The organism is Peribacillus simplex NBRC 15720 = DSM 1321 (assembly GCF_002243645.1).
GTDB classification, from domain to species: Bacteria; Bacillota; Bacilli; order Bacillales; family DSM-1321; genus Peribacillus; species Peribacillus simplex.
In genome coordinates this window covers 3,775,229-3,797,467 of record NZ_CP017704.1, presented here as the reverse complement: position 1 = coordinate 3,797,467, position 22,239 = coordinate 3,775,229, and the positions used below count along the sequence as shown (strand labels likewise).

Here is a 22,239-nt window from a genome sequence, read left to right as displayed (position 1 = left end):
TTCACCATGACGGGTTTTTTGATTGATTCAATCTTCATTGGCTAGCGTTCGACTTGAATTCTTTATTCTAAGCCATAGCGTAAGTCCAGTGGTCCAGAGAATTAGCGCGCATCCAAAGCCGAGCAAGGATAACGGTGCAAGGATTTGATGCTCTCCAAACATGACAGTATCTGGCACAATAAGCAATGTGATAAGCGCTAATAAACAGAGAAGTGCTCCTGTTGCATAGTAGATCTTGATTTGGAAAAGTGAGGCCAAAGGTAAAAAATGAATCCCGACAATAATGGCGATGACTCCCGGTATAAGATCGGTCTGATTGATCAAGTTACAGATGGCAATGGCAATCCCGATCAGCAAACCTTCGGCAATGAAGACCATATTAAACAAAAATCCGATACGCTTAAGACGCCTAGCCCCATTTTCCGAAACTTGATTGGACATTTTTTGTGATGCATGAATTAATGAAATGCCGCCGATAACCATTATGATTCCTACGAGTATGGCTGCGAGTTCCACATAGGGAAACCCCCACCCCTGCAATCCCATTACACCAATACCAGCCCAAAGTGTACCGAAGAATGCCATGAAAATGACTCCAATTCCAGAACCGCGAAACGCCTCTTTCATCATCAGTTTCCTTTCATCCACAGTAATATCGTACATAGAATAATAGTATTGCACACCCTCTCCATTTATTCAGCTATAAAAAATGATTTATTGAAAAAATTACCATACTGCAAATTTTAATAGATAATTGCCGTTTTCTTCGATATATTTCTACTTTCGTCGATATAACTGGATTTTCGTCGATATATTCATATTTTCGATGATATAGCTGGATCTTCGTCGATATATTCCTATTTTCGACGATATAACTGGAATTTCATACAAAAAAACCTGAGTCCCCAAAGGGATCTCAGGTTTTTTCCATTGGTATCAGGCCACATCTGATTTATCGAATTGACAATCTTTTAATGATATTAATTTGGTCTTGTGATAAATCTTGTATCCTAACCAGATAGCCAGGAATATCGGTAATCCGATATAGGAGACGGCGACCCCATACCAGTCGATGCTGCCGCTTAGGAATGCTTGATAGTTCTGCCCTGCAATGACACCCATGCAAAGGACGAATGATAGGATCGGACCGAGTGGAAACCATTTTGCTTTATATTTCAGTTCGTTTAGGTCACCGCCCTGTGCAACATAGGCACGTCTAAAGCGATAATGGCTTATGGCAATTCCAATCCAGGCGATGAAGCCGGTCAGCCCGGATGCATTCAATAGCCATGTAAATACATGGTCCCCTAAAATGGAGGTCAAGAAGGCGAGTCCTCCAATTAAGGATGTCATGATCAAAGCATTCATCGGGATCCCCCTGCGGTTGACTTTGGCCAGGAATTTGGGAGCTTGATGATCTTTTGCCATCGACCATAGCATCCGTGTTGATGCATATAACCCCGAGTTCCCTGCGGATAGTAAGGAGGTTAACACGACTGCATTCATGACGGATGCCGCGAATGCCAGTCCTGCCCGTTCAAAGACAAGCGTGAAAGGGCTTACAGAAATATTATCGACATCTCCGTTCAACAAACTTGGACTTGTATACGGTATTAAGAGGCCGAGTATCAGGATGGCCCCGATGTAAAATAATAGGATGCGCCAAAATACTTGACGGATCGCATTCGGAACATTTTTTCGGGTTCTTCGCTTTCTCCGGCAGCAATACCAACCAGTTCCGTGCCTTGAAAAGAAAATCCCGCGATTAGAAAGATGCTGATGATCGATAAAAATCCTCCCTTGAATGGTGCCTCATCCATGGTGAAGTTTTCAAATCCGATCACCTTTCCGCCAAAAACCCCCAATATGGTCAATAGACCAATAATGATGAAGCAAATGATGGCAATGACTTTTATTAAGGCAAACCAATATTCAGATTCACCATAGCTTTTAATGGATAGGGCATTGAGGGTGAAGACGATTCCAAGAAATAATGCACTCCATATAAGGCTGGGTACATCAGGGAGCCAGAATTTCATGATGATGGCTGCAGCAGCTATTTCCACGGCAAGGGTCACTGCCCAGTTAAACCAATAATTCCAGCCAAGTGCAAAGCCGAATGCAGGATCAACAAAGCGTGTGGCGTAGGTGGAAAATGATCCCGACACAGGCATATATGTCGCCATTTCCCCTAAGCTCGTCATTAGGAAATAAACCATGATTCCAATGCAGGCATATGCAGCCAGGGCACCACCAGGCCCTGCGCTCTGGATGGTTGCCCCGCTTGCCAGGAATAATCCGGTTCCTATTGAACCGCCAATGGCAATCATGGTCATATGCCTTGCTTTCAGTTGCCTTTTAACTGTCGGTTCTTGATTATCGGGATGCCTTTTAACTGTCGGTTCTTGATTATCAATGAGATTCATATCCATATGGTTCCTACCTCATTTTCTTTTATAGTTAAAAGTTCAAGAAATATAAGAGTTTTTAACAACCGCTTTGTGAAAGACTGAAATATTTCGCTTTACCTGCTGGGATGCTATCCAGTTTAATTGCCATTGCCTGGTATCGTCTCCCTATTCCCGGCCTGGGTGACCCCATCCTGCTCAGTCTCCATTCCGCACCATTGAATTAAAGTAAGGGCAATGATCTCCGCTGTGGAGAATACGTTGTCGAGCAGGATGTATTCATTTGGATAGTGGGCAACCTCGGTTACTCCTGGCCCGAAAACGATTGCAGGCGTTTCACCGACATGTGTCAGCAATCCCCCATCCGTTCCCCAAGGGGATGCTTCTATGACAGGGTCCTGTCCGGCCACTTGCCGATATTGATGAACAAGCGCATTCATCAGTTCATGCTCTACATCAATTGCTCCTGGAACCCAGCGTGCCCCGAACCATTCCAATACGGGCGGGTTTTCCTTGAACCATTGGTCCACTTCCCCCAGTTGCAATAACCAGGCAGCCATTTCGTCTTTCGCCTGCTCCATCGTTTCCTCCGGTGCAACGCCCATCCTTCCTTCGATTTTCACAAGGTCGGGAACGGATGACGGCCAATTACCGCCTTCAATGACACCTAGATTGATTGGAATCGGAATAGGCGTGTTCTGATAAAGCGGATCACTGATACGTGCATTTCGCTTGTCTTCCAAGGCACGAATATGATTGATGACGGTCATGCTTTTTTCAATCGCACTAACGCCTTCATACCTTGTTCCGCCATGGGCTGACCGTCCTTTAACATGGATCCGGAACCACATCGAACCCTGCTGTTTCGGGAAGATCCTCATATTCGTCGGTTCAGGGATCAGGGCGGCATCGGCTTTATATCCCCTCAGGACGGCCGCTAATGTTCCGGCTCCGCCGCTTTCTTCTTCAATCACACTTTGAAAAATGACATCTCCCTTTAATTGGATGCCATTTTCCTTCAATGCCTGCATCGCAAGGATCAGCGATACATTTCCACCCTTCATATCGGTTACTCCGCGTCCAAACATTCTTCCATTCTTAATCGCTCCGCTATATGGGTCGTCGTCCCACTGATCCCGGTCTCCATCTGGAACCACATCGATGTGTCCGTTCAAAATGATGGAACGTCCGCCTCCAGTCCCTTTCATGATACCTACCACATTGGGGCTGTTGGAAAATTCACTGCGTGGAGAATAGAAATAAGAATGCTTTTTCAGCTCTCCGCCGTCAGGTTCCCAACTATCGATCTGCAAACCCATTTCCTGCAGCTTTTGTGCGACGATGGCCTGTGCCCCTGCTTCATTTCCTTGCGTACTCGGCGCTTGTACCATTTTTTGCAATAGGTTTGTTCCTTCTTCCCGATGATCCTCTATCCATTGGTTAATCCGTTTTTTTATATCCGGCACATTTATCCTCCTTAAATACACATATTCTCATAGATTACTGAAAGTCCCATTCCACCTGCCATACACAACGTTACCATTCCGTACTTAACTTGTGAACGCAACATTTCATGCATCAGTGTGACTGTCAATTTTGCACCTGTTGCTCCTACAGGGTGACCAAGTGCAATTGCCCCTCCATTGACATTGACAATATCCTGATTCAAATCTAACTCCTTGATCACTGCAAGTGCTTGGGCAGCAAAGGCTTCATTAAGTTCAATCAGTCCGATATCCTCTAACGATAGACCTGCTTTTGCCAATGCCTTTCGAGTCGCTGGTACGGGTCCAATCCCCATAACTCCAGGTTCAACTCCTGCACTGGCGAAAGCCTTTATTTTCAAGAGCGGTTTTAATCCCTTTTCTTCTGCTTGCTGCTTGGACATTAATAGTACAGCTGCAGCTCCATCATTCATAGGACAGGCATTTCCTGCCGTAATGGTTCCTTCATTTTTGAATACTGCTGGAAGACTGGCTAGTTGATCTAGATGAATGTCCTCGCGTACCCCTTCGTCATGGTTGAAGATTTGAAGTCCTTTTCGATCCTTGATTTTAAGCGAAATAATTTCTCTATCAAAGCGACCCTCTACCATAGCTTTCCATGCCTTCTTGTGGCTTTGATAAGCAAATTGATCCTGTTCTTCACGACGGATACCGTATTTTTCAGCCAAGCGCTCGGCAGTTATTGCCATATGCTCATTTCCCAAGGAACATATTAATCCATCTGCCAGCAGAGCATCCTCCATCGTTACGTTTCCAAATTTACCGCCCCATCTATTTTTCACGATATAAGGCACATTGCTCATGCTCTCCACTCCGCCGGCAATGATTACGTCTTCTTGACCAGCAGCGATAGTTACAGCGGCGTTGGTAATGGCCTTTAAACCTGATCCACATGCTTTGATTACAACGTGGCCTGGGACACTGTGTGGGAAACATGCCATCTGCGACGAAATTCGGGCCGAGTTTAGTCCGCCTCCGTGGACATAGCCATGTCCGAAAATCACTTCATTTACCTTTTCTTTATCTAACCCAGAATTATCCATTAAACCTTCCAATACTTGACGGCCCAATTCGGTAGCTTTAACATTCCGTAGTGATTTGCCAAAGGATCCAACTGCAGTTCGCGCTCCAGCAACGATGACAACCTCATTCATGCCTTTTTCCTCCTCTTACCTATTCAATGGTGTTGACAGCAGCATGGATTTTCAACGTTGCCTCCGTATTCCTTATCACATCATCCACTGTATATGGCGCCATGACTTCCTTCAGCACCAATCCCTCTTCTGTAACTTCCATGACTGCCATATCCGTGATGATTAAATCCACACTCTGCCTTGCCGTCAATGGAAGCGTACATGTCTTCAATATCTTCGATTCACCCTGCTTATTCACGTGATTCATCAGTACGATCACCTTTTTGGCTTTCTGGGCAAGTTCCATTGCACCGCCCATCCCCGGCACCCGCTTTCCTGGGACAATCCAATTCGCCAAATCCCCTTTTTCACTGACTTCCAAGGCTCCAAGGATGGTGATGTCGATGTATCCTTTCCTGATCATTCCAAATGCTGTTGCACTGTCAAAGTATGAAGCGCCCATTACAGTGGTGATCGGAAACCCTCCCGCGTTACAGAGGGCAGGATCTTCTTTCCCGGGATCAGGACTTGGACCTGTACCGAGAACTCCGTTTTCCGCATGGAACAGCACATGGATATCTTGAGGTATATGGTCGGCCACCAAGGTAGGGATGCCGATGCCTAAGTTGACGATCAATCCGTCATGAATTTCCTTGGCGGCGCGTTTCGCGATGCGATTTCGTACATCTACTGCCATGCCCATTTCCAATTCACCCCTTTAGTCGGAATCACCATATCTACATAAATGCCTGGTGTGACAATACATTCAGGATCCAATTCGCCTGCAGGAACAATTTCATCCACTTCCGCAATCGTGAAGGCTCCAGCCATAGCTACGAGCGGATTGAAGTTACATGCAGTCTTGTCGTACACTAAATTCCCAAGCGAATCTGCCTTTTTGGCATGGACAATGCTGACTTCAGCCGTCAAAGCGGTTTCCACCAAATATTCTTTTCCTTCTATCATGATCTTGTCCTTGCCTTCTTCGGCTATCGTACCAATCCCGACATCGACAAAAATCCCGCCTAAGCCTACACCGCCAGCACGAATCCGTTCGGCTAATGTCCCTTGCGGTGAAAATTCGACTTGCAGCTTTCCTTCAGTCATGAGCCTGCCGGCATTAGGATTGGATCCGATATGCGAGGCGATCACTTTCTTTGCCCTTTCAGCAGTCACAAGCCGGCCAATGCCGATGTCAGGGAATCCAGTATCATTGCCAATCAAGGTCAATTCCTTGACGCCCTTGGCAAGAATACCCTGTACGAGCGTCGGAGGGGTCCCCACCCCGCCAAATCCGCCATACATGAGTGTGCATCCATCGGAAATATGCTCCAATGCTTCTTCCATGGTCACAATTTTGTTTTTCTTCGTAATGACCTGCTTCATACCGTTCCTCCTAAATAGCCTGCATGTCCTCAATCAAACCTTCCGCGTGCAATTCTTGCTGCAACTCTTCGAGGGAAGCTTCGAGTATCCTGACGAGGCGATCGATTTCTTCATTCGTAATGATTAATGGCGGAGATAAGATAACCGCATCGCCAGCGATTCCTTCAATCGCACCTGCAGCAGGATAGATTAACAACCCCTTCGCAAAAGCCTTATTGACAAGCCTTGTAGTCAGGGCGATTTGCAAGTCAAATGGCGTTTTTGAAATCCGATCTGAGACAAACTCAAGCCCAAGGAGCAGCCCTTTCCCTCTTACATCACCAATGATATCGAATTTCTCAGCCAATCCTTGCAGCTTCTTAAACAGATATTGACCTTTCACTTCCGCTGCCTGAACCAGGTCATTTCCCTCAATGTAGGAAAGCACTTCCAATGAAACGGCCGCAGATAGAGGGTTTGCACTATATGTGTGTCCAGCCATGATGGATTTCGAGCCTTTTAAAATGGGCTCCATGACACGGTCAGTAACCATTGTGGCTGCCATTGGAGTATAGCCCGCGCTCATTCCTTTACCCAATGCGATGATATCCGGAGTGACTCCCCAGTGTTCCATCGCGAACATTTTTCCTGTCCGTCCGATTCCCGTCATTACCTCATCGGCAATAAAAAGAATGTCATAGTTTTCGCAGATTTCCTTAATCCTTTGATAGTAGCCATCCGGCGGTGTTACAGCACCAGCGGATGCCCCGATTATAGGTTCTGCGATGAAGGCAGCTATATTCTCGGAGCCGACCCTTTGAATGGCTGTCTCCAGTTCATTTGCACACTGAAGCTTGCATCCGGAAGTTTCATTATTAAAAGGACAGCGATAACAGTAGGGAGCCGAAATGCTAGGAAAATCCTCCAATAGCGGAACAAAACGCTTTCTTCTTGGTACATGGCCGGACATCGATAAAGCACCCATCGTGATCCCGTGATAACTCGTCCACCTGGAGACGATACGGTTTTTTCGCTCAAACCCTTTTTCTTGCCAATGTTGAATCGCTATCTTCATCGCCGTTTCGGTCGCTTCCGACCCACTATTCACGAAAAATGACCAATTCAAATCCCCAGGAGCCAACTCACTTAGCTTTTTGGCCAATGCCTCTGCGGCTTCATTCGTAAAATGAGACCTATATGCAAAAGAAACTTTGCGGGCTTGCTCCGTCATTGCCTCGACAACATCTACTACACCATGGCCAATACTTGCTGTGACCGCTCCTGATGATCCATCTATATACTGATTTCCATCTATATCATAAAGATAAATTCCATTCCCATGAGAGATAGTGGGATAGTCATGATCTAAAGTAGGCTTAATCAAATAATTGCGTGTCATGTCATCTCTCCTTTTAACGTTCGTACCCACTGTGCATTATTCTATTAATCAATTAATTTCCAGAACCAGTTTACCAACTAAAAGGCTCATCCTGAATCAGGATGGATTCTGTAGGGCAGCCTTCCATAGCATCTTGCATGTCATCATGCAAGACCTCAGGAACTTCGGCATTCCCCTGATTATCGTCCAAGATGACGAAAGCGATCCCTTGATCGTCATAGTCATAAATTTCAGGACCAGTTGAACCGCATGCACCGCACGCAATACAGGTTTCTTTATCAACCCATGTGTATTTAGCCATAGAAACGATCCTCCTACTTGAAAGATAAATCTTTACTCCAAATATTCATGTCCTCATACTTATCCCAAATATTGCAATTCTTCGTTAATCTGCCTCCGTATTCATATCCCAGCTGATGAAAGACGGCGTTCATACCCATTGACAATGAACGCGCTAATGAATAAGAGCAATAAATGTTTTTCCTGAACAATTCTTGTTCCAATGCGGAGATGAGCACCTTCATGAAACCATGCTTTCGATGTTGGGGAATTGTTGCACAGTCCGTTAATTCAGCATTGTGATACATCTCATTCACTTCCGCGGATGCAGCACTGACGATGGTTCCTTCATATTCGATAACACTAAAGATCGTACCTTCCTCCATCACTTTCTTGATATATCGCTCATCATTCATCGGTGTGGGATAGGTTTCAAAGATGGCACCATATAAATTCGCCAGCTCTTGTGCATCTTTCTCCGTAGCAAACCGAAGGATATAATTCTCAGGCATTTTCTGAGATTCAATCAATCTAGGAATCTGACTGACATCTTGGATGACTTTATCTTCCTTGACCCAAAAGTCGCTTGTTCGCCTTTCATCCGTTAAATAGAAGGCCATGCAATAGGCATCATTCCCTTTGAAATACTTGCTCAATATTCCTTCCAGCATGAATCCCTGACTCAATGCAGCGGATAAATCTTCATTCCTGGCTTTAAGTATCACTTTAGTAAAGCCCTGCTCCTTTGCGATGGCAAGGGCCCGATCGATCGCTTTTATGATATTTCCCCGATAATCATCCATGCGTAAGCGCTGATTGGCATGATCATGATAGAGTTCCATCGTATAACAATCCCCAGTCTCCATTTGGGTGAAAAAAGGCAGCTTTTGAACAGGCATTATGTAACCCCCCTTATTTAAAGAATTCGGGAGAAGAGATGCATATCATCCGCTTCTCCCGGCATTCTATTTCCAATTAAATAATTTTTTGACAGGTGCCTGAAGAAGCTGATCATACGTAAACTCATCAGGATATTCACTCACATCATAAATGGATAAAGCTTCATCCACCTTTTGATTCATCGAATCAGACACATAGATTCCACATTCAGGACAGTTCAAGGCTGGAACTTGAAGGACTTTTATTGAGCGTTTCCCGTCAGGCATGATCCAGTAACAATCCTTCTTTTCGCTTTCTTCTACGTTTGGGGCATTGCACCACAAGCAGTCCATCTTCATTCCTCCTTGCCGTCAGATTTCACCGAGCCACTAGCGGCCATGGCGTTCTTTTTTTCTTGGGCTAACCTTAATTTTTCCTTCATTTCATCCCGTTTATCACGGCGATCCTTCAAGGAAGCATGTTCGTCAGTGCTTTCATACGATTTTCTCTTGTCAAGACGACGAAGGCCCTCTGGTACCAAGTTGAATTTCTCATCCGTCATGAGTGCGGAAATCCCGACGGCTTCTTTCCTATCCGCAGTACCATACACTTCATCAAAGTAAGCATCCGCACTGCCGGCAACATAATTCTTCGGCTCCGGATAACTTGTGATCACTCCTTCAAAGTTCCGTAAAACGACTTTATCCGGACTTTGCGAAAGAAGGTAATTCGGAGTCAAGGCAATCTTTCCGCCTCCGCCAGGAGCATCCACCACAAAAGTTGGCACCGCATATCCTGATGTATGGCCGCGCAGCGCTTCAATGATTTCCAGTCCTTTTGAAACCGGCGCCCGGAAATGGCCAATCCCTTCAGATAGATCACATTGATAAATGTAATAAGGTCTAACCCTTGCTTTAACACAGTCATGCATAAGCTTTTTCATGATATGTACACTATCGTTGATACCAGCCAGAATGACTGCCTGATTACCAAGCGGCACCCCTGCCATCGACAGCATATCACATGCTTTTTTCGCTTCATCCGTCAGTTCAAGTGAATGATTGAAATGCGTATTCAACCAAATTGGATGGTATTTTTTCAGAATATTACATAAATTTTCCGTGATCCTCTGCGGGAAAACGACCGGTGCACGTGTGCCGATCCGAATGATTTCCACATGCGGTATGGCACGTAAGTTACTCAATACGTATTCAAGGATCTTATCATTGATCAACAGGCCGTCTCCTCCAGAGATCAGCACGTCCCTCACTTCCGGAGTGTTCCGGATATATTCAATCGCCCCGTCAAGCTGCTTCTTGGGAACACCCATGCCTACCTGACCTGAAAAACGGCGTCGCGTACAATATCTGCAGTACATGGAGCATTGGTTCGTTACAAGGAATAGAACCCGATCCGGATAACGATGCGTCAATCCAGGAACAGGGGAATCCTCATCCTCATGCAGCGGATCCTCCAAATCATATCTAGTCTTGTTCATTTCTGCCGAAAGCGGTACCGACTGTAAACGAATCGGACAGCGAGGATCATCGGGATTCATCAATGAAGCATAATAAGGCGTAATGTTCAACGGAATCGTTTGAGTCGAAATCCGGACTCCTTCCTCTTCATCCGGTGTCAAGTTGACGACCTTTTTCAGATCATCCAGTGTTTTAATCGTATTGGTCAATTGCCAGATCCAATCATTCCACTGCTCTTCCGTTACATCCTTCCACAATTCGATATCATTATAATGCCTGCGTCCACCTAGGTATTCTTTATTTTTTACATCCAATCCCATCAAATTCATTTAATATGCCCCCTTATTCTAAGAACTTATATATATACTCTCGCAAGAATGATGCCAACATTAATAACAAGGAAAACATAAGCAAAAGGGGGCAAACCGAGCTTAAAATCGCAAGATATTTTTCATAACGCATAATTTTTTGCAGCCAGATTCTTTGCGCCTAGCAAAAAAAAGAGGGTCTCTTTAAACAAGAGCCCTCTTCAAGTTACAAAGTGTGACAGCGTTTCCAAAAAAAACTGATTTTACTTGGATTCCTTCGATCCTGCCGTATAAACTTTTTCAATGCCGTACTTGTTTAACTTATATTGCAGTCCCTGTCTTTTAATATTGAGGGCTTCTGCCGTTTTGCTGATATTCCCGTTATATTTCTCGAACATATTGATGATCATTTCCCTTTCCATTTCTTCAAGAACGACAGGTAAATCAATCTTGTTTTTCAATGGGGAAGGATGGCTCTGCGCATTTGCTGCAGCATAATTTCCTGAAGGGAAAAGATAAGCAGGAAGATGATGTTCATCAATCAAATCTTCCCCTGCGTCCATGACGTTAAAGGTTAACTCGATGGCATGTCCCAGTTCACGAATGTTCCCGGGCCATGGATATTGTAGAAGCCGCTGCATCGCCTTTTGGCTGATCCCGCGCACTTCCGAAAAAAATGATTTGTTGAATTTTTGAATAAAGTGATTGACTATTTCCGGAATATCCGTTTTACGCTCCACAAGTGAAGGCATTTGGATTGTCACGACATTCAGGCGAAAGAATAAATCTGAGCGAATGATTCCCCGGTCCAACGCCTCTTCTGGAGAAATGTTCATCGCAGCAATGATTTTCACATTTACCTTTTGCTCCTTCGAACCTCCAACACGGCGCACCTCACCTTCCTGAAGCACTCGCAGCAATTTTGCCTGCAGACCGAGGTCGAGGCTATTCAGCTCATCAAGGAAAAGGGTACCGCCATTTGCTTGCTCAAAAATGCCCATGCGATCCATCGCTCCGGTAAAAGCCCCTTTCGTCGTGCCGAACAGCAGCCCCTCCATCAATTCCTTTGGAACAGCCGCACAGTTTTGCGCGATGAAAGGCTGATTTCGCTGAGCACTTACATTATGTATACTTTGCACGACCAGTTCCTTCCCTGTCCCTGTTGGTCCATAAATCATGACTGGGGAATGTGTACGGGCCGCTTTTTTCGCCAATGAAATGGCTTGCTGAAAAGCAGGGCTATTACCGATCAAATCACTAAAATGATAGGTCGCCGTCCCTTCAGAAAACTTATTTTTCTTATGTGTCTCGGCCAGCTGGGAACGCAAATCGACAATTTGGTCGTACATATTCATGACCTTCGTAATATCCTTTGCGATTTCCACTGCCCCAATAATTTCACCATCCTCATACAAAGGATACGTACTATTGATGGATGTTATCTTTTTCTCCTTTAAGTTGACATATGTTTGAATGGATTCAATCGTTTCATTGCCTTTTTCCAATGCTACATGCAGCGTACTGGATTCATCAGTCAATGAAGGATAAAGCTGAAAAATATTTTCCCCCAGCACCTGTTCACGATCAAGCCCGTCGATATGTGCCATCATTTCATTGTAAAATACCGTATCCCCATCTTTATTCACAATATGGACACCCACATTGATCACATTCAATATCCATTCAAATTGAGTGGAAAACTGATTTACTGAAGATTTCATTTCTTCATCTCCGTTCTCTGTCATTTGATAGAATCACCTGTAAATTATAGCATTTAATGGGAAACATTCATCTCTTTATTCTTATTAAAATCAAACTTCAATACAAAGGTAATAGAATAATAAGTTCAAAAAAAGGAATCTCGCATTATGCCAAGAAGATTATATTAGAAAATATAACATTTAGGGGTGAGTCGGATTTCAGAACGAGGCAAAGAAACTAAAATAGAAATTAAACCGTGGGAAGATAAAGACCTTGAATTGCTTTTTCAACTAAATGCCCCAGAAATGATGGAACATCTTGGCGGACCAGAAAGTAATGAACAAATCCTGAAACGCCATCAACGATACCTACAGATTGGAGATAAGGGGTGTATGTTTAGCATCAACTCGTTTCCAGAGACAGAGGCAGCCGGTTCCGTTGGCTACTGGCAAACGGTCTGGAACGATGAAAATGTGTACGAAATCGGTTGGAGCGTCCTCCCTTCATTTCAAGGTAAAGGAATCGCATCTCATGCCGTGAAGGCACTGATAGAGAAAATCAAAGCAGAACGAAAATACAAATACATTCACGCATTCCCTTCGATCAATAATCCTGCATCAAACGCAATTTGCCGCAAGCTTAAATTCAACCTCATCTCCGAATGTGAATTCGAATACCCGCCAGGGAGCTTTATGCAATGCAATGATTGGTGCTTGGAACTGGAATGAATACTTTAGATAAATAGCGGATTTGTGTGTAGGAAGGAGTATTCCGGGGTAAGTCGAATTATGCCGGGTTTAGGTGAATTATTTCCCGGGAAAGTCGAATTATTTTGGGGCTAGGTCGGATTATTTCCGGAGTAGGTCGAATTAAGTCGAATTATTCCCGTGGTAGGACGGATTGCATTATTCCGCCGTCATTTATCATTCACATTAGTTGTTTAGTGATCTCATTCTCTATCAAGCAAACAATTCATTCCATGTTTCTTGACCTGCAAACTTATCGGCGGAAATTCTGCTTGCCTTTTGATATTTGAATAATACCGCCTCGGTTTTTTCCCCAAATTCTCCGTCAAGGTACCCGGGGTTAAATCCTTCCATATAGAGCGCTGCTTGCAGGATCCATATGATATTGCCTGCAGCTCCTTTTTTTTTGGTGACGATTGCAGTCTTGGTTCTAGGTCCCCATTTTCCATCGACAACTAGTCTTTTATTGAATTGCTTATTCAACTCCGTTTGTAAACCTTTTATAAGGGCCGATCGAGTTTTGGGACCATAAAATCCATCACCCTCAATAGCCGTTTTATATCGGCTATTTAACGTATTTTGTATCGAAATTATTTGACTATCTCCTTTGCTGGTCTTTGGCATTTCCATTTTTTCTAATTTGAAGGTTAGGTGAGGTTCTTTTCCTGCTTGTAACTGTGTAAAAGATAACCCGCCTGTCATCTCCAAGTGGGGATAATCCTTGAATGAACTCCAATCCCCGCCCCATTTAAATCCTAAATCCTTACCTATGGCAGCCACACGCTGCCACTTTGAATCCACTGTCCATATCGCTCTCTTACCATCATCACTCACAATGAAGTAATCAATGGCCAGTCCAAAATTATGATAGGATTGCCCTGGCTTAGCGTTCGTCACAATAGGTTTAGCTAGATTACTGTAGTTTTTTCCATTATAGCTATAAACTCGTCCTTGACCATAAAGCGCGGCTTGTTCTTCCAAAGAGCGATGGCCGGCACTTATCTGTACAGTGATCCCTTCAGTATAAGCACGTTCCACCATTTCCAATGCTGATGCCTTCACCACAGGATTCATCCCTTTGCCCATCTTTTTCACTGATCGATCCAATAATCTTCGTAATGCTACCGTCAATGTAATCCCTCCTTTTAAGTTCCCATCAGACTTTATATAAGCCTATTTAACGGAAAAGTAGCATGGTTGGAAAATTTTCATATTGTTGATTTTTAAACAAAATAAAAGAGACCACATTTTGTAGTCTTATTTCGTTCGCTATGGCATAGCCGCACCATTAAAATTTCCCCCAACTTATGACTGACTGCTTTAACATAATATAAACAAACATACGACAAAAAAATAGACTGCTTCCGTTCGCCCGTTTGCGAATAAAAGTAGTCTAATAATGAATTATTTTATTAATCTCTTTAACTTACGCTCTAATTTCAATAGAGGGGCTTATTGTAAAGTCAGCCTCTGTTTTACTTTTCACTTCATCAAGTGTTATGCCATTTTGCAATTCTATCAATTCCATGCCAGCTTCTGTAAATTGAAAAACAGCCAGTTCGGTAATCAGGCAATGGACGACTTTTTCCCCCGTCAATGGCAAAGTACAGTTCTTTTTCACTTTGGATTCCCCATGCTTGTTCACATGGTCCATAATGACAACAATTCGTTTTGCGCCTTGGACGAGGTCCATCGCTCCTCCCATTCCTTTTACCATCTTCCCTGGAATCATCCAGTTTGCCAAGTCCCCATTTTCGGAAACTTCCATCCCGCCTAAAATGGCTAGATCGATGTGGCCGCCGCGAATCATCGCGAATGATTCAGCGCTATCAAAAAATGATGCCCCCGATTTTGCCGTTACTGTTTCTTTTCCTGCATTAATCAAATCCGGATCGACTTCATCCTTTTTTGGATAAGGCCCGATTCCGAGTAAGCCATTTTCCGATTGAAGCATGACATTAAAGTCATTTGGAATCATGTTGGCAATCAAGGTCGGCATTCCAATCCCTAAATTTACACACATACCATCTTTGATTTCTTTTACAGCCCGTTCTAAAATTAGTTGTCTAGTCATTCGAATACTCCTCCTTTTTATGCGTTAGCAGTTGTAAGTCTTTCAATTCGTTTTTCATAGTCATTTCCTACAAGCACTTTTTGTACATAAACCCCTGAAGTATGAATTTCATCTGGATCGAGCTCTCCTGTGCCCACTAGCTCCTCCACTTCGACAATCGTAACTTTCCCTGCGGTGGCAACGACAGGATTAAAATTCCTTGCGGTTTTCCGATATACAAGATTACCGAAATGATCTGCTTTCCAGGCTTTTACAAAGGCAAAATCTCCGACTATTCCTTTTTCCATAATGTATGTGCGGCCATCAAACTCTTTATGTTCTTTACCATTTGCGACTTCCGTTCCTACTCCTGTGGCTGTATAAAAGGCAGGAATTCCCGCTCCGCCCGCTCTTAAACGCTCGGCCAACGTTCCTTGGGGAACTAGCTCGACCTCCAGCTCGCCACTTAAAAATTGCTGTTCAAATAACTTATTTTCCCCTACATAAGAAGCGATCATTTTTTTGATTTGTTTGTTTTCAAGCAAAAGACCAAGACCCCAATCATCGACACCACAATTGTTGCTGACAATCGTCAAATCCTTTACACCTTTGTTACGCAATGCAATGATTAGTTTTTCTGGAATTCCACTTAATCCGAACCCGCCAACGATAATGGTTGCTCCATCCTCGATTTGTTGAATAGCGCTATCAAAAGATGTTAATAATTTACTCATTTTCCATCATCTCCATTCTTAATACTATTCTATTAAATAAACAGTGAAGTTGCAAAAGCAATGATGAACACGGTCACTGTTTTCAAAACCGTAATCGCAAAGATATCCTTGTAAGATTGACGATGTGTCAGTCCAGTAATGGCAAGTAAGGTAATGACCGCACCATTATGCGGCAGCGTATCCATTCCGCCAGATGCCATGGATGCAATTCGATGAAGCATTTCCGGAGTGATTCCGACACTTTGGGCCAACTGCAAATAGTGACCTCCCATTACTTCTAACGCAATCGAAAGTCCACCAGAAGCAGATCCGGTAATCCCTGCCAGCACATTGACGGCAATAGCTTCGGATACGAGTGGATTTCCGCTTGCATTGAACACCCAGTTTTGAATGACCGAGAATCCAGGAAGCGTTTTCACCACATTCCCAAAACCAACTTCAGATGCGGTATTGAATATAGCAAGCAAAGATCCCATAGCAGCAGCTGTTAATCCACTTGCCAATTTGACCTTGATACGTCCAACATTCAGTAGCATCGCTGCAATAATACCGATAGTCAGTGCAACAATCAAAGACCAGGATGAAGTGACTGTGCTTACATCGGCAATGTTGAAAGTTTCCTTCAACATCGATGCATCATACCAGTGCTTAACCGAAATGGCACTGCGGCTGAAAGCAAAATTAAATGCTACGACAAGGATTAGCGGTACAATAGACAGCCAAAAGTTAGGCAGGTTTTGCTGTTCTGCACTTTCTGGTTCATTAATATGTCCTTCCCCGTAGCCTTCACCATTTGCCAACGCTTGTTTACGACGACGTTCTAACCAGAGCATTCCTCCAGTGAATACCATGATCGCACCAATAATACCCATTATTGGAGCAGCATAGGTATCTGTTCCGAAATAATTCGTTGGAATGATATTTTGAATCTGAGGTGTTCCAGGAAGGGCATCCATCGTATAAGTGAAAGCACCCAATGCTATCGTTCCCGGCAATAATCTCTTTGGGATGTCTGCTTCTTTAAAAATTGCCGCTGCGAATGGATAAACGGCGAATGCCACTACAAAGAGTGAAACCCCGCCATATGTCAGCGCCGAACAGGCCAGCACTACAGCAAGAATAGCCTGCTTTGAGCCTAGTGATTTTACGATGGTCTTGGCAATGGATGCAGCTGCACCGCTCATCTCCATGACTTTTCCAAATACGGCCCCTAATAAAAATATCGGAAAAAACGCTTTTATATAGTTAGCCGCAAACGTCATATATGTCTCTGTATAGCTCGGCAGCAAATGTCCACCGGATAAAATGACCGCCAATAAAGTAACAATCGGCGCTATGATAATGACCGGATAGCCCCGGTAGGCTAAAAAGATTAAAAGTCCCAGCGCCACAACAATGGCTAAAATTTGGATCACCAACTCATTTCCCCCTTTTCTCCCCTTGCCCCAAAATTATTTCGGAAGCCTTTAAATAGAACTATTAATCTCCTAAATTCCACATTTTTAATCTTCCTGATTTTACCATCCAAGCCTGCCTTCCCCAAGTCAAGCTGAATGATCCTCCTAAGCGCTTCCCAATTATTGAGAACGCTTTCAACAATTGCTGAATTACGAAATCCCTTTTCATTTTACGTGGAAACACAATCTAAAATGACAGATAGGCCATTCACTAAATTAATTATGCAATTATTGTGCCAACTTAAATAGAATGAAAAATCTCATCTTTTAAAGCCTTTTCAAACATTTTATTTCCCTTATAAAAGCTAAAACTCCTTAAAACTGTTAAGGTTTCAGTACACATAGGTATAAACTTCAAAAAAGTGTAAGCCTTTTCTTACAACATTTAAATTCCCTCTCGTTTTATGTACGGATTTCCTAACACACTCAAATATTTGCTAGTGAAAAACATGCACTAATGTACCTACAGTTTTTTGGAGGGGGTGTTTAAATTAAACAATGCGTTCACTTCAGGTACTCGCTTTCCGCGGGCGGTCCCGGGAGCCTCCTCGGCTTGCGCCTGCAGGGTCTCCCCTAGACGCGCTTTTCCCGCAGGAGTCTCGCACCTTTCGTTCCAATCTACTGGACTGTTTTTTTATAGAAAAAACTGTAGGCTGGTCTCATCCTGAACCATGATTAAGACTAGGTTTTACATCATTGTTTTTTTATAAAACCCTCACTGGATTGAAGAAATTTGCGACACTCCTGCCGAATAACTGGCTAGCCGAGACCCCGGAGACGTTTGAGGCGAGGAGGCTTGGCAGACAGTCGGCGGAAAAGGAGCTGATTTCTGAAACCACCTGGAACTTTTTTAAAATAAAAAAACTGCAGGCAAACTCGATTTTCTTCGAATTTGTCTACAGTCTGAACCCTTTGGCAAAAGGGTACTTTCTACATTTATAAACCATATTTATTCATTTTTTCATACAGTGTTGTTCGACTCACTCCGAGTCTCTTTGCCGTTTCTGATTTATTACCAGAAGTCATTTCCAAACATGAAACGATTGCAGCCCGTTCAGTTTCATCCATTACTTCTGCTAAAGTGCGGATCGATACTGATTCTTTATGACCCGTTATTTCTTTAGGGAGATGCTTGGAACGTATCATTTCCCCTTCTTCAACTATATTCATTGCGCGTTCAATGATATTCTCCAACTCACGAATATTACCCGGCCATTTATAAAGACGCAACAGCCGTAAAGCTTGATCACTCATCCCCGTTACACGTTTTTTCATGAGGTTCTGGTACTTTTCAACAAAATGATTTACCAGTATTTCAATGTCCTCCGGTCGCTCCCTTAAGGAAGGAACCTGGATTTGCATGACCTTCAACCGGTAATACATATCAAGTCGAAATTCCCCTTTCGAGACCATTTCCTCCAGATTACGGTTTGTTGCAGCGATTACCCGTACATCAATCGGAATACTTCCCGTCGAGCCGACCCTTTCAATCTCTTTTTCTTGTAAAACACGGAGCAGCTTCACCTGCATATGCAGTGGAAGTTCACCGATTTCATCCAGAAAAATCGTTCCGCCTTCAGCCGCTTCGAACTTCCCTGCTTTTCCGCCTTTTTTTGCACCAGTGAAAGAACCCTCTTCATAGCCAAATAGCTCTGACTCCAGCAGCTCTGCCGGGATGGCGGCACAGTTCACTTTGACAAACACACCCATGGCCCGTCTGCTATCATTATGAATGGAATGGGCAAATAGCTCCTTACCTGTTCCGCTTTCGCCCAAAATCAACACATTCGAGTCGCTTTTAGCTGCAATTTTGGCTTGACCTTTTACTTCCATGAAAGCAGGACTTCTTCCCATCAAATGATCAAACGTATATGAGGCCTTGTTTCTCTCGCGAAAATCGCCTTTGTACTTTTTCAGCTCTACTTCAAGTGAATTTATCCGCTTGGAAAGAGCGGTAAATTGCCCGACATTCTTAAAAAGAATCTTCCCGACCGCTCCTATTAACTTACCTTGTTTCCTTATCGGGGAGCGGGTCGCAATTATATAATTATCTTTAATTTTTTGTAATTCAGCGACCTCTTGCTTGCCAGTTTTGGCGACCACATGCATACGGGTGTTTTCAATGACCTCCGTTACATGTTTCCCTATTGAGCTTTCCTGTTCGACCCCAAGAAAATCCGCATAAGCGTGGCTCAGCATTTGGACATACCCTTCCGTATCGACCATTACCAAGCCGTCATAGGCAAATTCGATAATATCCTTAAACAGAAGTTCTTCATGATTATCAATATTAAGAAAATCACTTTTATTATTTGTAAATAACAGGAGATAAATCTGAAACTCCTCATCACCCATTTGAATGATGGCTTTTCTGACAATCCCATTATTATCATTCAAACGGATCGGAGTATTTACAGCTGGTACAAGGTTTTTTTCTAAAATCAAATTTATTTGCAGATCAAATTGATTCTCAGCAAAAGCCTCAGATAATACGCGATTGCATAGAACGATTTCTTTTTCGTTTTTCGTTACCAAAACACCAAAAGGCAATTCTTCCAATATCGCTTTCACTAATTCCAAATGAATAGTTTTATTATCGCTGGCCATTCCTATTCTCCTTAACCCGTCTGAAGTTTTCTCCATTATATCATAGGAAAATGAGGCCAAGTCATTACCGTTCCACAATCAGCGCAGTTCCCTGTCCTCCGCCAATACATAAGGTTGCAAGGCCGGTCTTTGCATCCCTGCGCTTCATTTCATACAATAAAGTCACTAAGATCCGGGCACCGGAAGCACCTACAGGATGACCCAGGGCAATCGCCCCGCCATTTACATTCACTTTCTCCGGCTTCAATTCAAGGTCCTTAAGCACGGCGAGTGACTGTGCCGCAAAGGCTTCATTCACTTCCATCAAATCAATATCATCTATTGTCATTCCCGCTTTTGCCAAAGCTTTCCTTGTCGCAGGAACTGGACCGTATCCCATGATTTTCGGATCAAGCGCGGCGTTTGCATATGACTTAATTGTTGCTAATGCTTCCAGTCCTAGCTCGTCTGCTTTTTCTCTAGACATCAGGACCAACATCGCACCCCCATCATTGATCCCGGATGCATTTCCGGCCGTAACCGTTCCATTTTCCTTAAAAGCAGGACGCAGCTTCGTTAGCTGGTCCATCGTCAGCCCATGACGTGGGTGTTCATCTTGGTCTACCGAGATCGTCTTCCCTCTTCGTTTATATTCAACAGGTACGATTTCATCTGCAAATCGTCCTTCAAGCTGCGCCTTTTCAGCCTTCAGTTGGCTATCTAAAGCAAATTCATCCTGCTTTTCACGGCTGATTTCCCACTGTTCGGCAATATTCTCCGCAGTCACGCCCATATGATATTGATTAAAAACATCCGTTAAGGCATCATAAGTCATTGAATCCACTGCTTCGGCATTACCCATTTTCTGTCCAAAACGATAATTTGGAAGTAAATACGGGGCATTGCTCATGCTTTCGATACCCCCGGCAAGAATCACATCAGCATCACCAAGGGCAATGAATTGCGCCCCCATTATTACCGTACGGAGTCCAGATCCGCAAAGTTTATTAATGGCCATGGCAGGCGTTGTTTCCGGAATCCCTGCATGAATCGCAACCTGACGTGCCACATTTTGCCCTAATCCAGCAGATAGAATATTCCCAACCAATACCTCATCGATCATGTCAGCCGAGATATTTGCCCGCTTAATCGCTTCCTTAGCTGCCACAACTCCCAAGTCAACCGCTGAAACATTGGCAAGACTGCCTCCAAACGCACCAACTGGTGTTCTTGCTGCCCCTACAATCACTACTTCTCTCATAATACTTCCTCCTTCTCCATTTTTAATTTTCCCAGTTTAATAAAATTACGGTCCCTCTCGTTGATTTTCTGAGAAACGGTAGATTCTTCATACGTAAAAATCCCTTCTCCCGACTTCGTCCCAAGCATTCCCTTAGCCACCAAATCACGAATCAAATCAGGCGCTTCCTTACTCTGATCCAATACCGGTGAAACATTATCAAGTACGCGCTGCCATGTATCCAGTCCGCCAAAATCAGCAATCTCGATCGGCCCAGTAAATGCCCATCGAAAACCTGGTCCAGCCGTTATCGCTGTATCGATATCCACAGCATTGGCAACGCCCTCTTTTAATAGATAAAAGGCTTCCCGCATCAAGGCAGTCTGGAGACGATTGGCAATGAATCCTGCTATTTCTTTTTTCAAGAGAATCGGTGACTTGCCGATTTTACGCATTAAATCCATTGTTGTCTTGACGATTTCGGGCTTTGTTTCGTCATGCTGAACAATTTCAACCAATGGAACCAAATGGCCAGGATTAAAGAAATGCGTGATGACCATTCTGTCCGCAAACGAGGCCTTCTCCATCAATTGAGAAATCGGAAAGGTCGATGTATTGGAAGCAACAATTGCATCCGGTTTGATTATTTTCTCCATTTGCTCATATAGATTTAACTTCAACTCAATGACTTCCGGAATGGCCTCAATGATAAAATCAGCATCCCTTACAGCCCCTTTTAAATCTACGCTATATGTAATATTCGCTAAAGCGCCTTGCTTTTCCTGATCAGTCAAAACCCCTTCCTCAATGAGCAGTGATAGATTCTCTGAAATTCGATTTTGGGCATGGTATAGCAACTCTTCCTTTATATCGTTAATGGTGACAAAATACCCGCTAACTGCAAAAGACTGAGCGATCCCACTCCCCATTACACCTGAACCGATAATGGCTATTTTTTTAATCATCCA

The 22,239-nt window shown here is 43.7% G+C and carries 20 protein-coding genes and 1 pseudogene; 2 read left to right on the top strand and 19 right to left on the bottom strand.

Going from position 1 to position 22,239, the window contains the following annotated elements; translation table 11 throughout:
* Positions 1–27: 27 nt before the first annotated feature.
* From BS1321_RS18350 to BS1321_RS18295, 12 genes and pseudogenes are all read right to left on the bottom strand, one after another.
* A complete protein-coding gene (locus BS1321_RS18350) occupies positions 28–681 on the bottom strand; it encodes a DUF7010 family protein (protein ID WP_232522709.1) in 654 nt (217 codons plus the stop codon).
* 255 nt (positions 682–936) lie between these two features.
* A pseudogene (locus BS1321_RS18345) lies at positions 937–2,426 on the bottom strand (amino acid permease).
* Positions 2,427–2,548: 122 nt separating this feature from the next.
* Entirely contained in the window at positions 2,549–3,874 is a 1,326-nt protein-coding gene (locus BS1321_RS18340; protein ID WP_063232448.1) for a peptidase, read from the bottom strand.
* Positions 3,875–3,885: 11 nt separating this feature from the next.
* On the bottom strand, positions 3,886–5,067 hold the full coding sequence (locus tag BS1321_RS18335; protein WP_063232447.1) for a thiolase family protein: 1,182 nt from the start codon (positions 5,065–5,067) through the stop codon (positions 3,886–3,888).
* Between the two features lie 19 nt (positions 5,068–5,086).
* Complete coding sequence (locus BS1321_RS18330; protein ID WP_063232446.1) at positions 5,087–5,749, bottom strand: 3-oxoacid CoA-transferase subunit B; 663 nt, start codon at positions 5,747–5,749, stop codon at positions 5,087–5,089.
* Complete coding sequence (locus BS1321_RS18325) at positions 5,734–6,432, bottom strand: CoA transferase subunit A (RefSeq protein ID WP_063232445.1); 699 nt, start codon at positions 6,430–6,432, stop codon at positions 5,734–5,736. The genes BS1321_RS18330 and BS1321_RS18325 overlap by 16 nt, the downstream gene beginning before the upstream one ends.
* Positions 6,433–6,442: 10 nt before the next feature.
* Positions 6,443–7,810, bottom strand: coding sequence for an aspartate aminotransferase family protein (locus tag BS1321_RS18320; protein ID WP_063232444.1), 1,368 nt, complete (start codon positions 7,808–7,810; stop codon positions 6,443–6,445).
* A gap of 70 nt (positions 7,811–7,880) precedes the next feature.
* A complete protein-coding gene (locus BS1321_RS18315) occupies positions 7,881–8,111 on the bottom strand; it encodes a ferredoxin (RefSeq protein WP_063232443.1) in 231 nt (76 codons plus the stop codon).
* Positions 8,112–8,124: 13 nt separating this feature from the next.
* The gene (ablB, locus tag BS1321_RS18310) at positions 8,125–8,988 is read right to left on the bottom strand and encodes a putative beta-lysine N-acetyltransferase (RefSeq protein WP_081112858.1); all 864 of its coding nucleotides are present in this window, start codon (positions 8,986–8,988) and stop codon (positions 8,125–8,127) included.
* A 66-nt stretch (positions 8,989–9,054) separates the two neighbouring features.
* Positions 9,055–9,321 (bottom strand): YokU family protein, encoded by a 267-nt coding sequence (locus BS1321_RS18305; protein WP_063232442.1) that lies wholly within the window; start codon positions 9,319–9,321, stop codon positions 9,055–9,057.
* Between the two features lie 2 nt (positions 9,322–9,323).
* Positions 9,324–10,766 carry a lysine 2,3-aminomutase gene (kamA, locus tag BS1321_RS18300; protein ID WP_063232852.1) on the bottom strand — a complete coding sequence of 481 codons (1,443 nt, stop codon included), beginning with the start codon at positions 10,764–10,766 and terminating at the stop codon, positions 9,324–9,326.
* A 251-nt stretch (positions 10,767–11,017) separates the two neighbouring features.
* On the bottom strand, positions 11,018–12,499 hold the full coding sequence (locus tag BS1321_RS18295) for a sigma-54 interaction domain-containing protein (RefSeq protein ID WP_232522708.1): 1,482 nt from the start codon (positions 12,497–12,499) through the stop codon (positions 11,018–11,020).
* Positions 12,500–12,670: 171 nt separating this feature from the next.
* On the opposite strand from BS1321_RS18295, the gene BS1321_RS18290 reads away from it, so the two are divergent.
* Positions 12,671–13,183 (top strand): GNAT family N-acetyltransferase, encoded by a 513-nt coding sequence (locus BS1321_RS18290; RefSeq protein ID WP_063232850.1) that lies wholly within the window; start codon positions 12,671–12,673, stop codon positions 13,181–13,183.
* 231 nt (positions 13,184–13,414) lie between these two features.
* Here the strand turns inward: BS1321_RS18290 and BS1321_RS18285 are convergent, their stop codons facing one another.
* The 4 genes from BS1321_RS18285 to BS1321_RS18270 all read right to left on the bottom strand — a co-directional run bounded on the left by BS1321_RS18285 (position 13,415) and on the right by BS1321_RS18270 (position 17,406).
* Positions 13,415–14,332 (bottom strand): M15 family metallopeptidase, encoded by a 918-nt coding sequence (locus BS1321_RS18285; protein ID WP_063232441.1) that lies wholly within the window; start codon positions 14,330–14,332, stop codon positions 13,415–13,417.
* A gap of 295 nt (positions 14,333–14,627) precedes the next feature.
* Positions 14,628–15,275 carry a 3-oxoacid CoA-transferase subunit B gene (locus tag BS1321_RS18280; protein ID WP_063232440.1) on the bottom strand — a complete coding sequence of 216 codons (648 nt, stop codon included), beginning with the start codon at positions 15,273–15,275 and terminating at the stop codon, positions 14,628–14,630.
* Positions 15,276–15,292: 17 nt separating this feature from the next.
* Positions 15,293–15,988, bottom strand: a complete 696-nt coding sequence (locus tag BS1321_RS18275) for a CoA transferase subunit A (RefSeq protein WP_063232439.1) — start codon at positions 15,986–15,988, stop codon at positions 15,293–15,295.
* Between the two features lie 32 nt (positions 15,989–16,020).
* Positions 16,021–17,406 (bottom strand): GntP family permease, encoded by a 1,386-nt coding sequence (locus BS1321_RS18270; protein ID WP_063232438.1) that lies wholly within the window; start codon positions 17,404–17,406, stop codon positions 16,021–16,023.
* Positions 17,407–18,141: 735 nt separating this feature from the next.
* On the opposite strand from BS1321_RS18270, the gene BS1321_RS18265 reads away from it, so the two are divergent.
* Positions 18,142–18,387, top strand: coding sequence for a hypothetical protein (locus BS1321_RS18265; protein ID WP_063232437.1), 246 nt, complete (start codon positions 18,142–18,144; stop codon positions 18,385–18,387).
* On the opposite strand, the gene BS1321_RS18260 is transcribed toward BS1321_RS18265, so the two are convergent.
* From BS1321_RS18260 to BS1321_RS18250, 3 genes are all read right to left on the bottom strand, one after another.
* A complete protein-coding gene (locus BS1321_RS18260) occupies positions 18,382–20,052 on the bottom strand; it encodes a sigma-54 interaction domain-containing protein (RefSeq protein ID WP_063232436.1) in 1,671 nt (556 codons plus the stop codon). The two genes, BS1321_RS18265 and BS1321_RS18260, sit on opposite strands and share 6 nt — an antisense overlap.
* A gap of 64 nt (positions 20,053–20,116) precedes the next feature.
* Complete coding sequence (locus BS1321_RS18255; protein ID WP_063232435.1) at positions 20,117–21,292, bottom strand: acetyl-CoA C-acetyltransferase; 1,176 nt, start codon at positions 21,290–21,292, stop codon at positions 20,117–20,119.
* Entirely contained in the window at positions 21,289–22,236 is a 948-nt protein-coding gene (locus tag BS1321_RS18250; RefSeq protein WP_063232434.1) for a 3-hydroxyacyl-CoA dehydrogenase family protein, read from the bottom strand. Before BS1321_RS18250 ends, BS1321_RS18255 begins: the two co-directional genes overlap by 4 nt.
* Positions 22,237–22,239: the final 3 nt, after the last annotated feature.

Bases quoted from the DNA above. Each gene is read 5' to 3' on its own strand.
- BS1321_RS18335 (WP_063232447.1), bottom strand. From the start codon at position 5,067: ATGAATGAGGTTGTCATCGTTGCTGGAGCGCGAACTGCAGTTGGATCC.
- BS1321_RS18330 (WP_063232446.1), bottom strand. From the start codon at position 5,749: ATGGGCATGGCAGTAGATGTACGAAATCGCATCGCGAAACGCGCCGCC.
- BS1321_RS18325 (WP_063232445.1), bottom strand. From the start codon at position 6,432: ATGAAGCAGGTCATTACGAAGAAAAACAAAATTGTGACCATGGAAGAA.
- BS1321_RS18320 (WP_063232444.1), bottom strand. From the start codon at position 7,810: ATGACACGCAATTATTTGATTAAGCCTACTTTAGATCATGACTATCCC.
- BS1321_RS18315 (WP_063232443.1), bottom strand. From the start codon at position 8,111: ATGGCTAAATACACATGGGTTGATAAAGAAACCTGTATTGCGTGCGGT.
- ablB (WP_081112858.1), bottom strand. From the start codon at position 8,988: ATGCCTGTTCAAAAGCTGCCTTTTTTCACCCAAATGGAGACTGGGGAT.
- BS1321_RS18305 (WP_063232442.1), bottom strand. From the start codon at position 9,321: ATGGACTGCTTGTGGTGCAATGCCCCAAACGTAGAAGAAAGCGAAAAG.
- kamA (WP_063232852.1), bottom strand. From the start codon at position 10,766: ATGGGATTGGATGTAAAAAATAAAGAATACCTAGGTGGACGCAGGCAT.
- BS1321_RS18295 (WP_232522708.1), bottom strand. From the start codon at position 12,499: ATGACAGAGAACGGAGATGAAGAAATGAAATCTTCAGTAAATCAGTTT.
- BS1321_RS18280 (WP_063232440.1), bottom strand. From the start codon at position 15,275: ATGACTAGACAACTAATTTTAGAACGGGCTGTAAAAGAAATCAAAGAT.
- BS1321_RS18275 (WP_063232439.1), bottom strand. From the start codon at position 15,988: ATGAGTAAATTATTAACATCTTTTGATAGCGCTATTCAACAAATCGAG.
- BS1321_RS18260 (WP_063232436.1), bottom strand. From the start codon at position 20,052: ATGGCCAGCGATAATAAAACTATTCATTTGGAATTAGTGAAAGCGATA.
- BS1321_RS18255 (WP_063232435.1), bottom strand. From the start codon at position 21,292: ATGAGAGAAGTAGTGATTGTAGGGGCAGCAAGAACACCAGTTGGTGCG.
- BS1321_RS18250 (WP_063232434.1), bottom strand. From the start codon at position 22,236: ATGATTAAAAAAATAGCCATTATCGGTTCAGGTGTAATGGGGAGTGGG.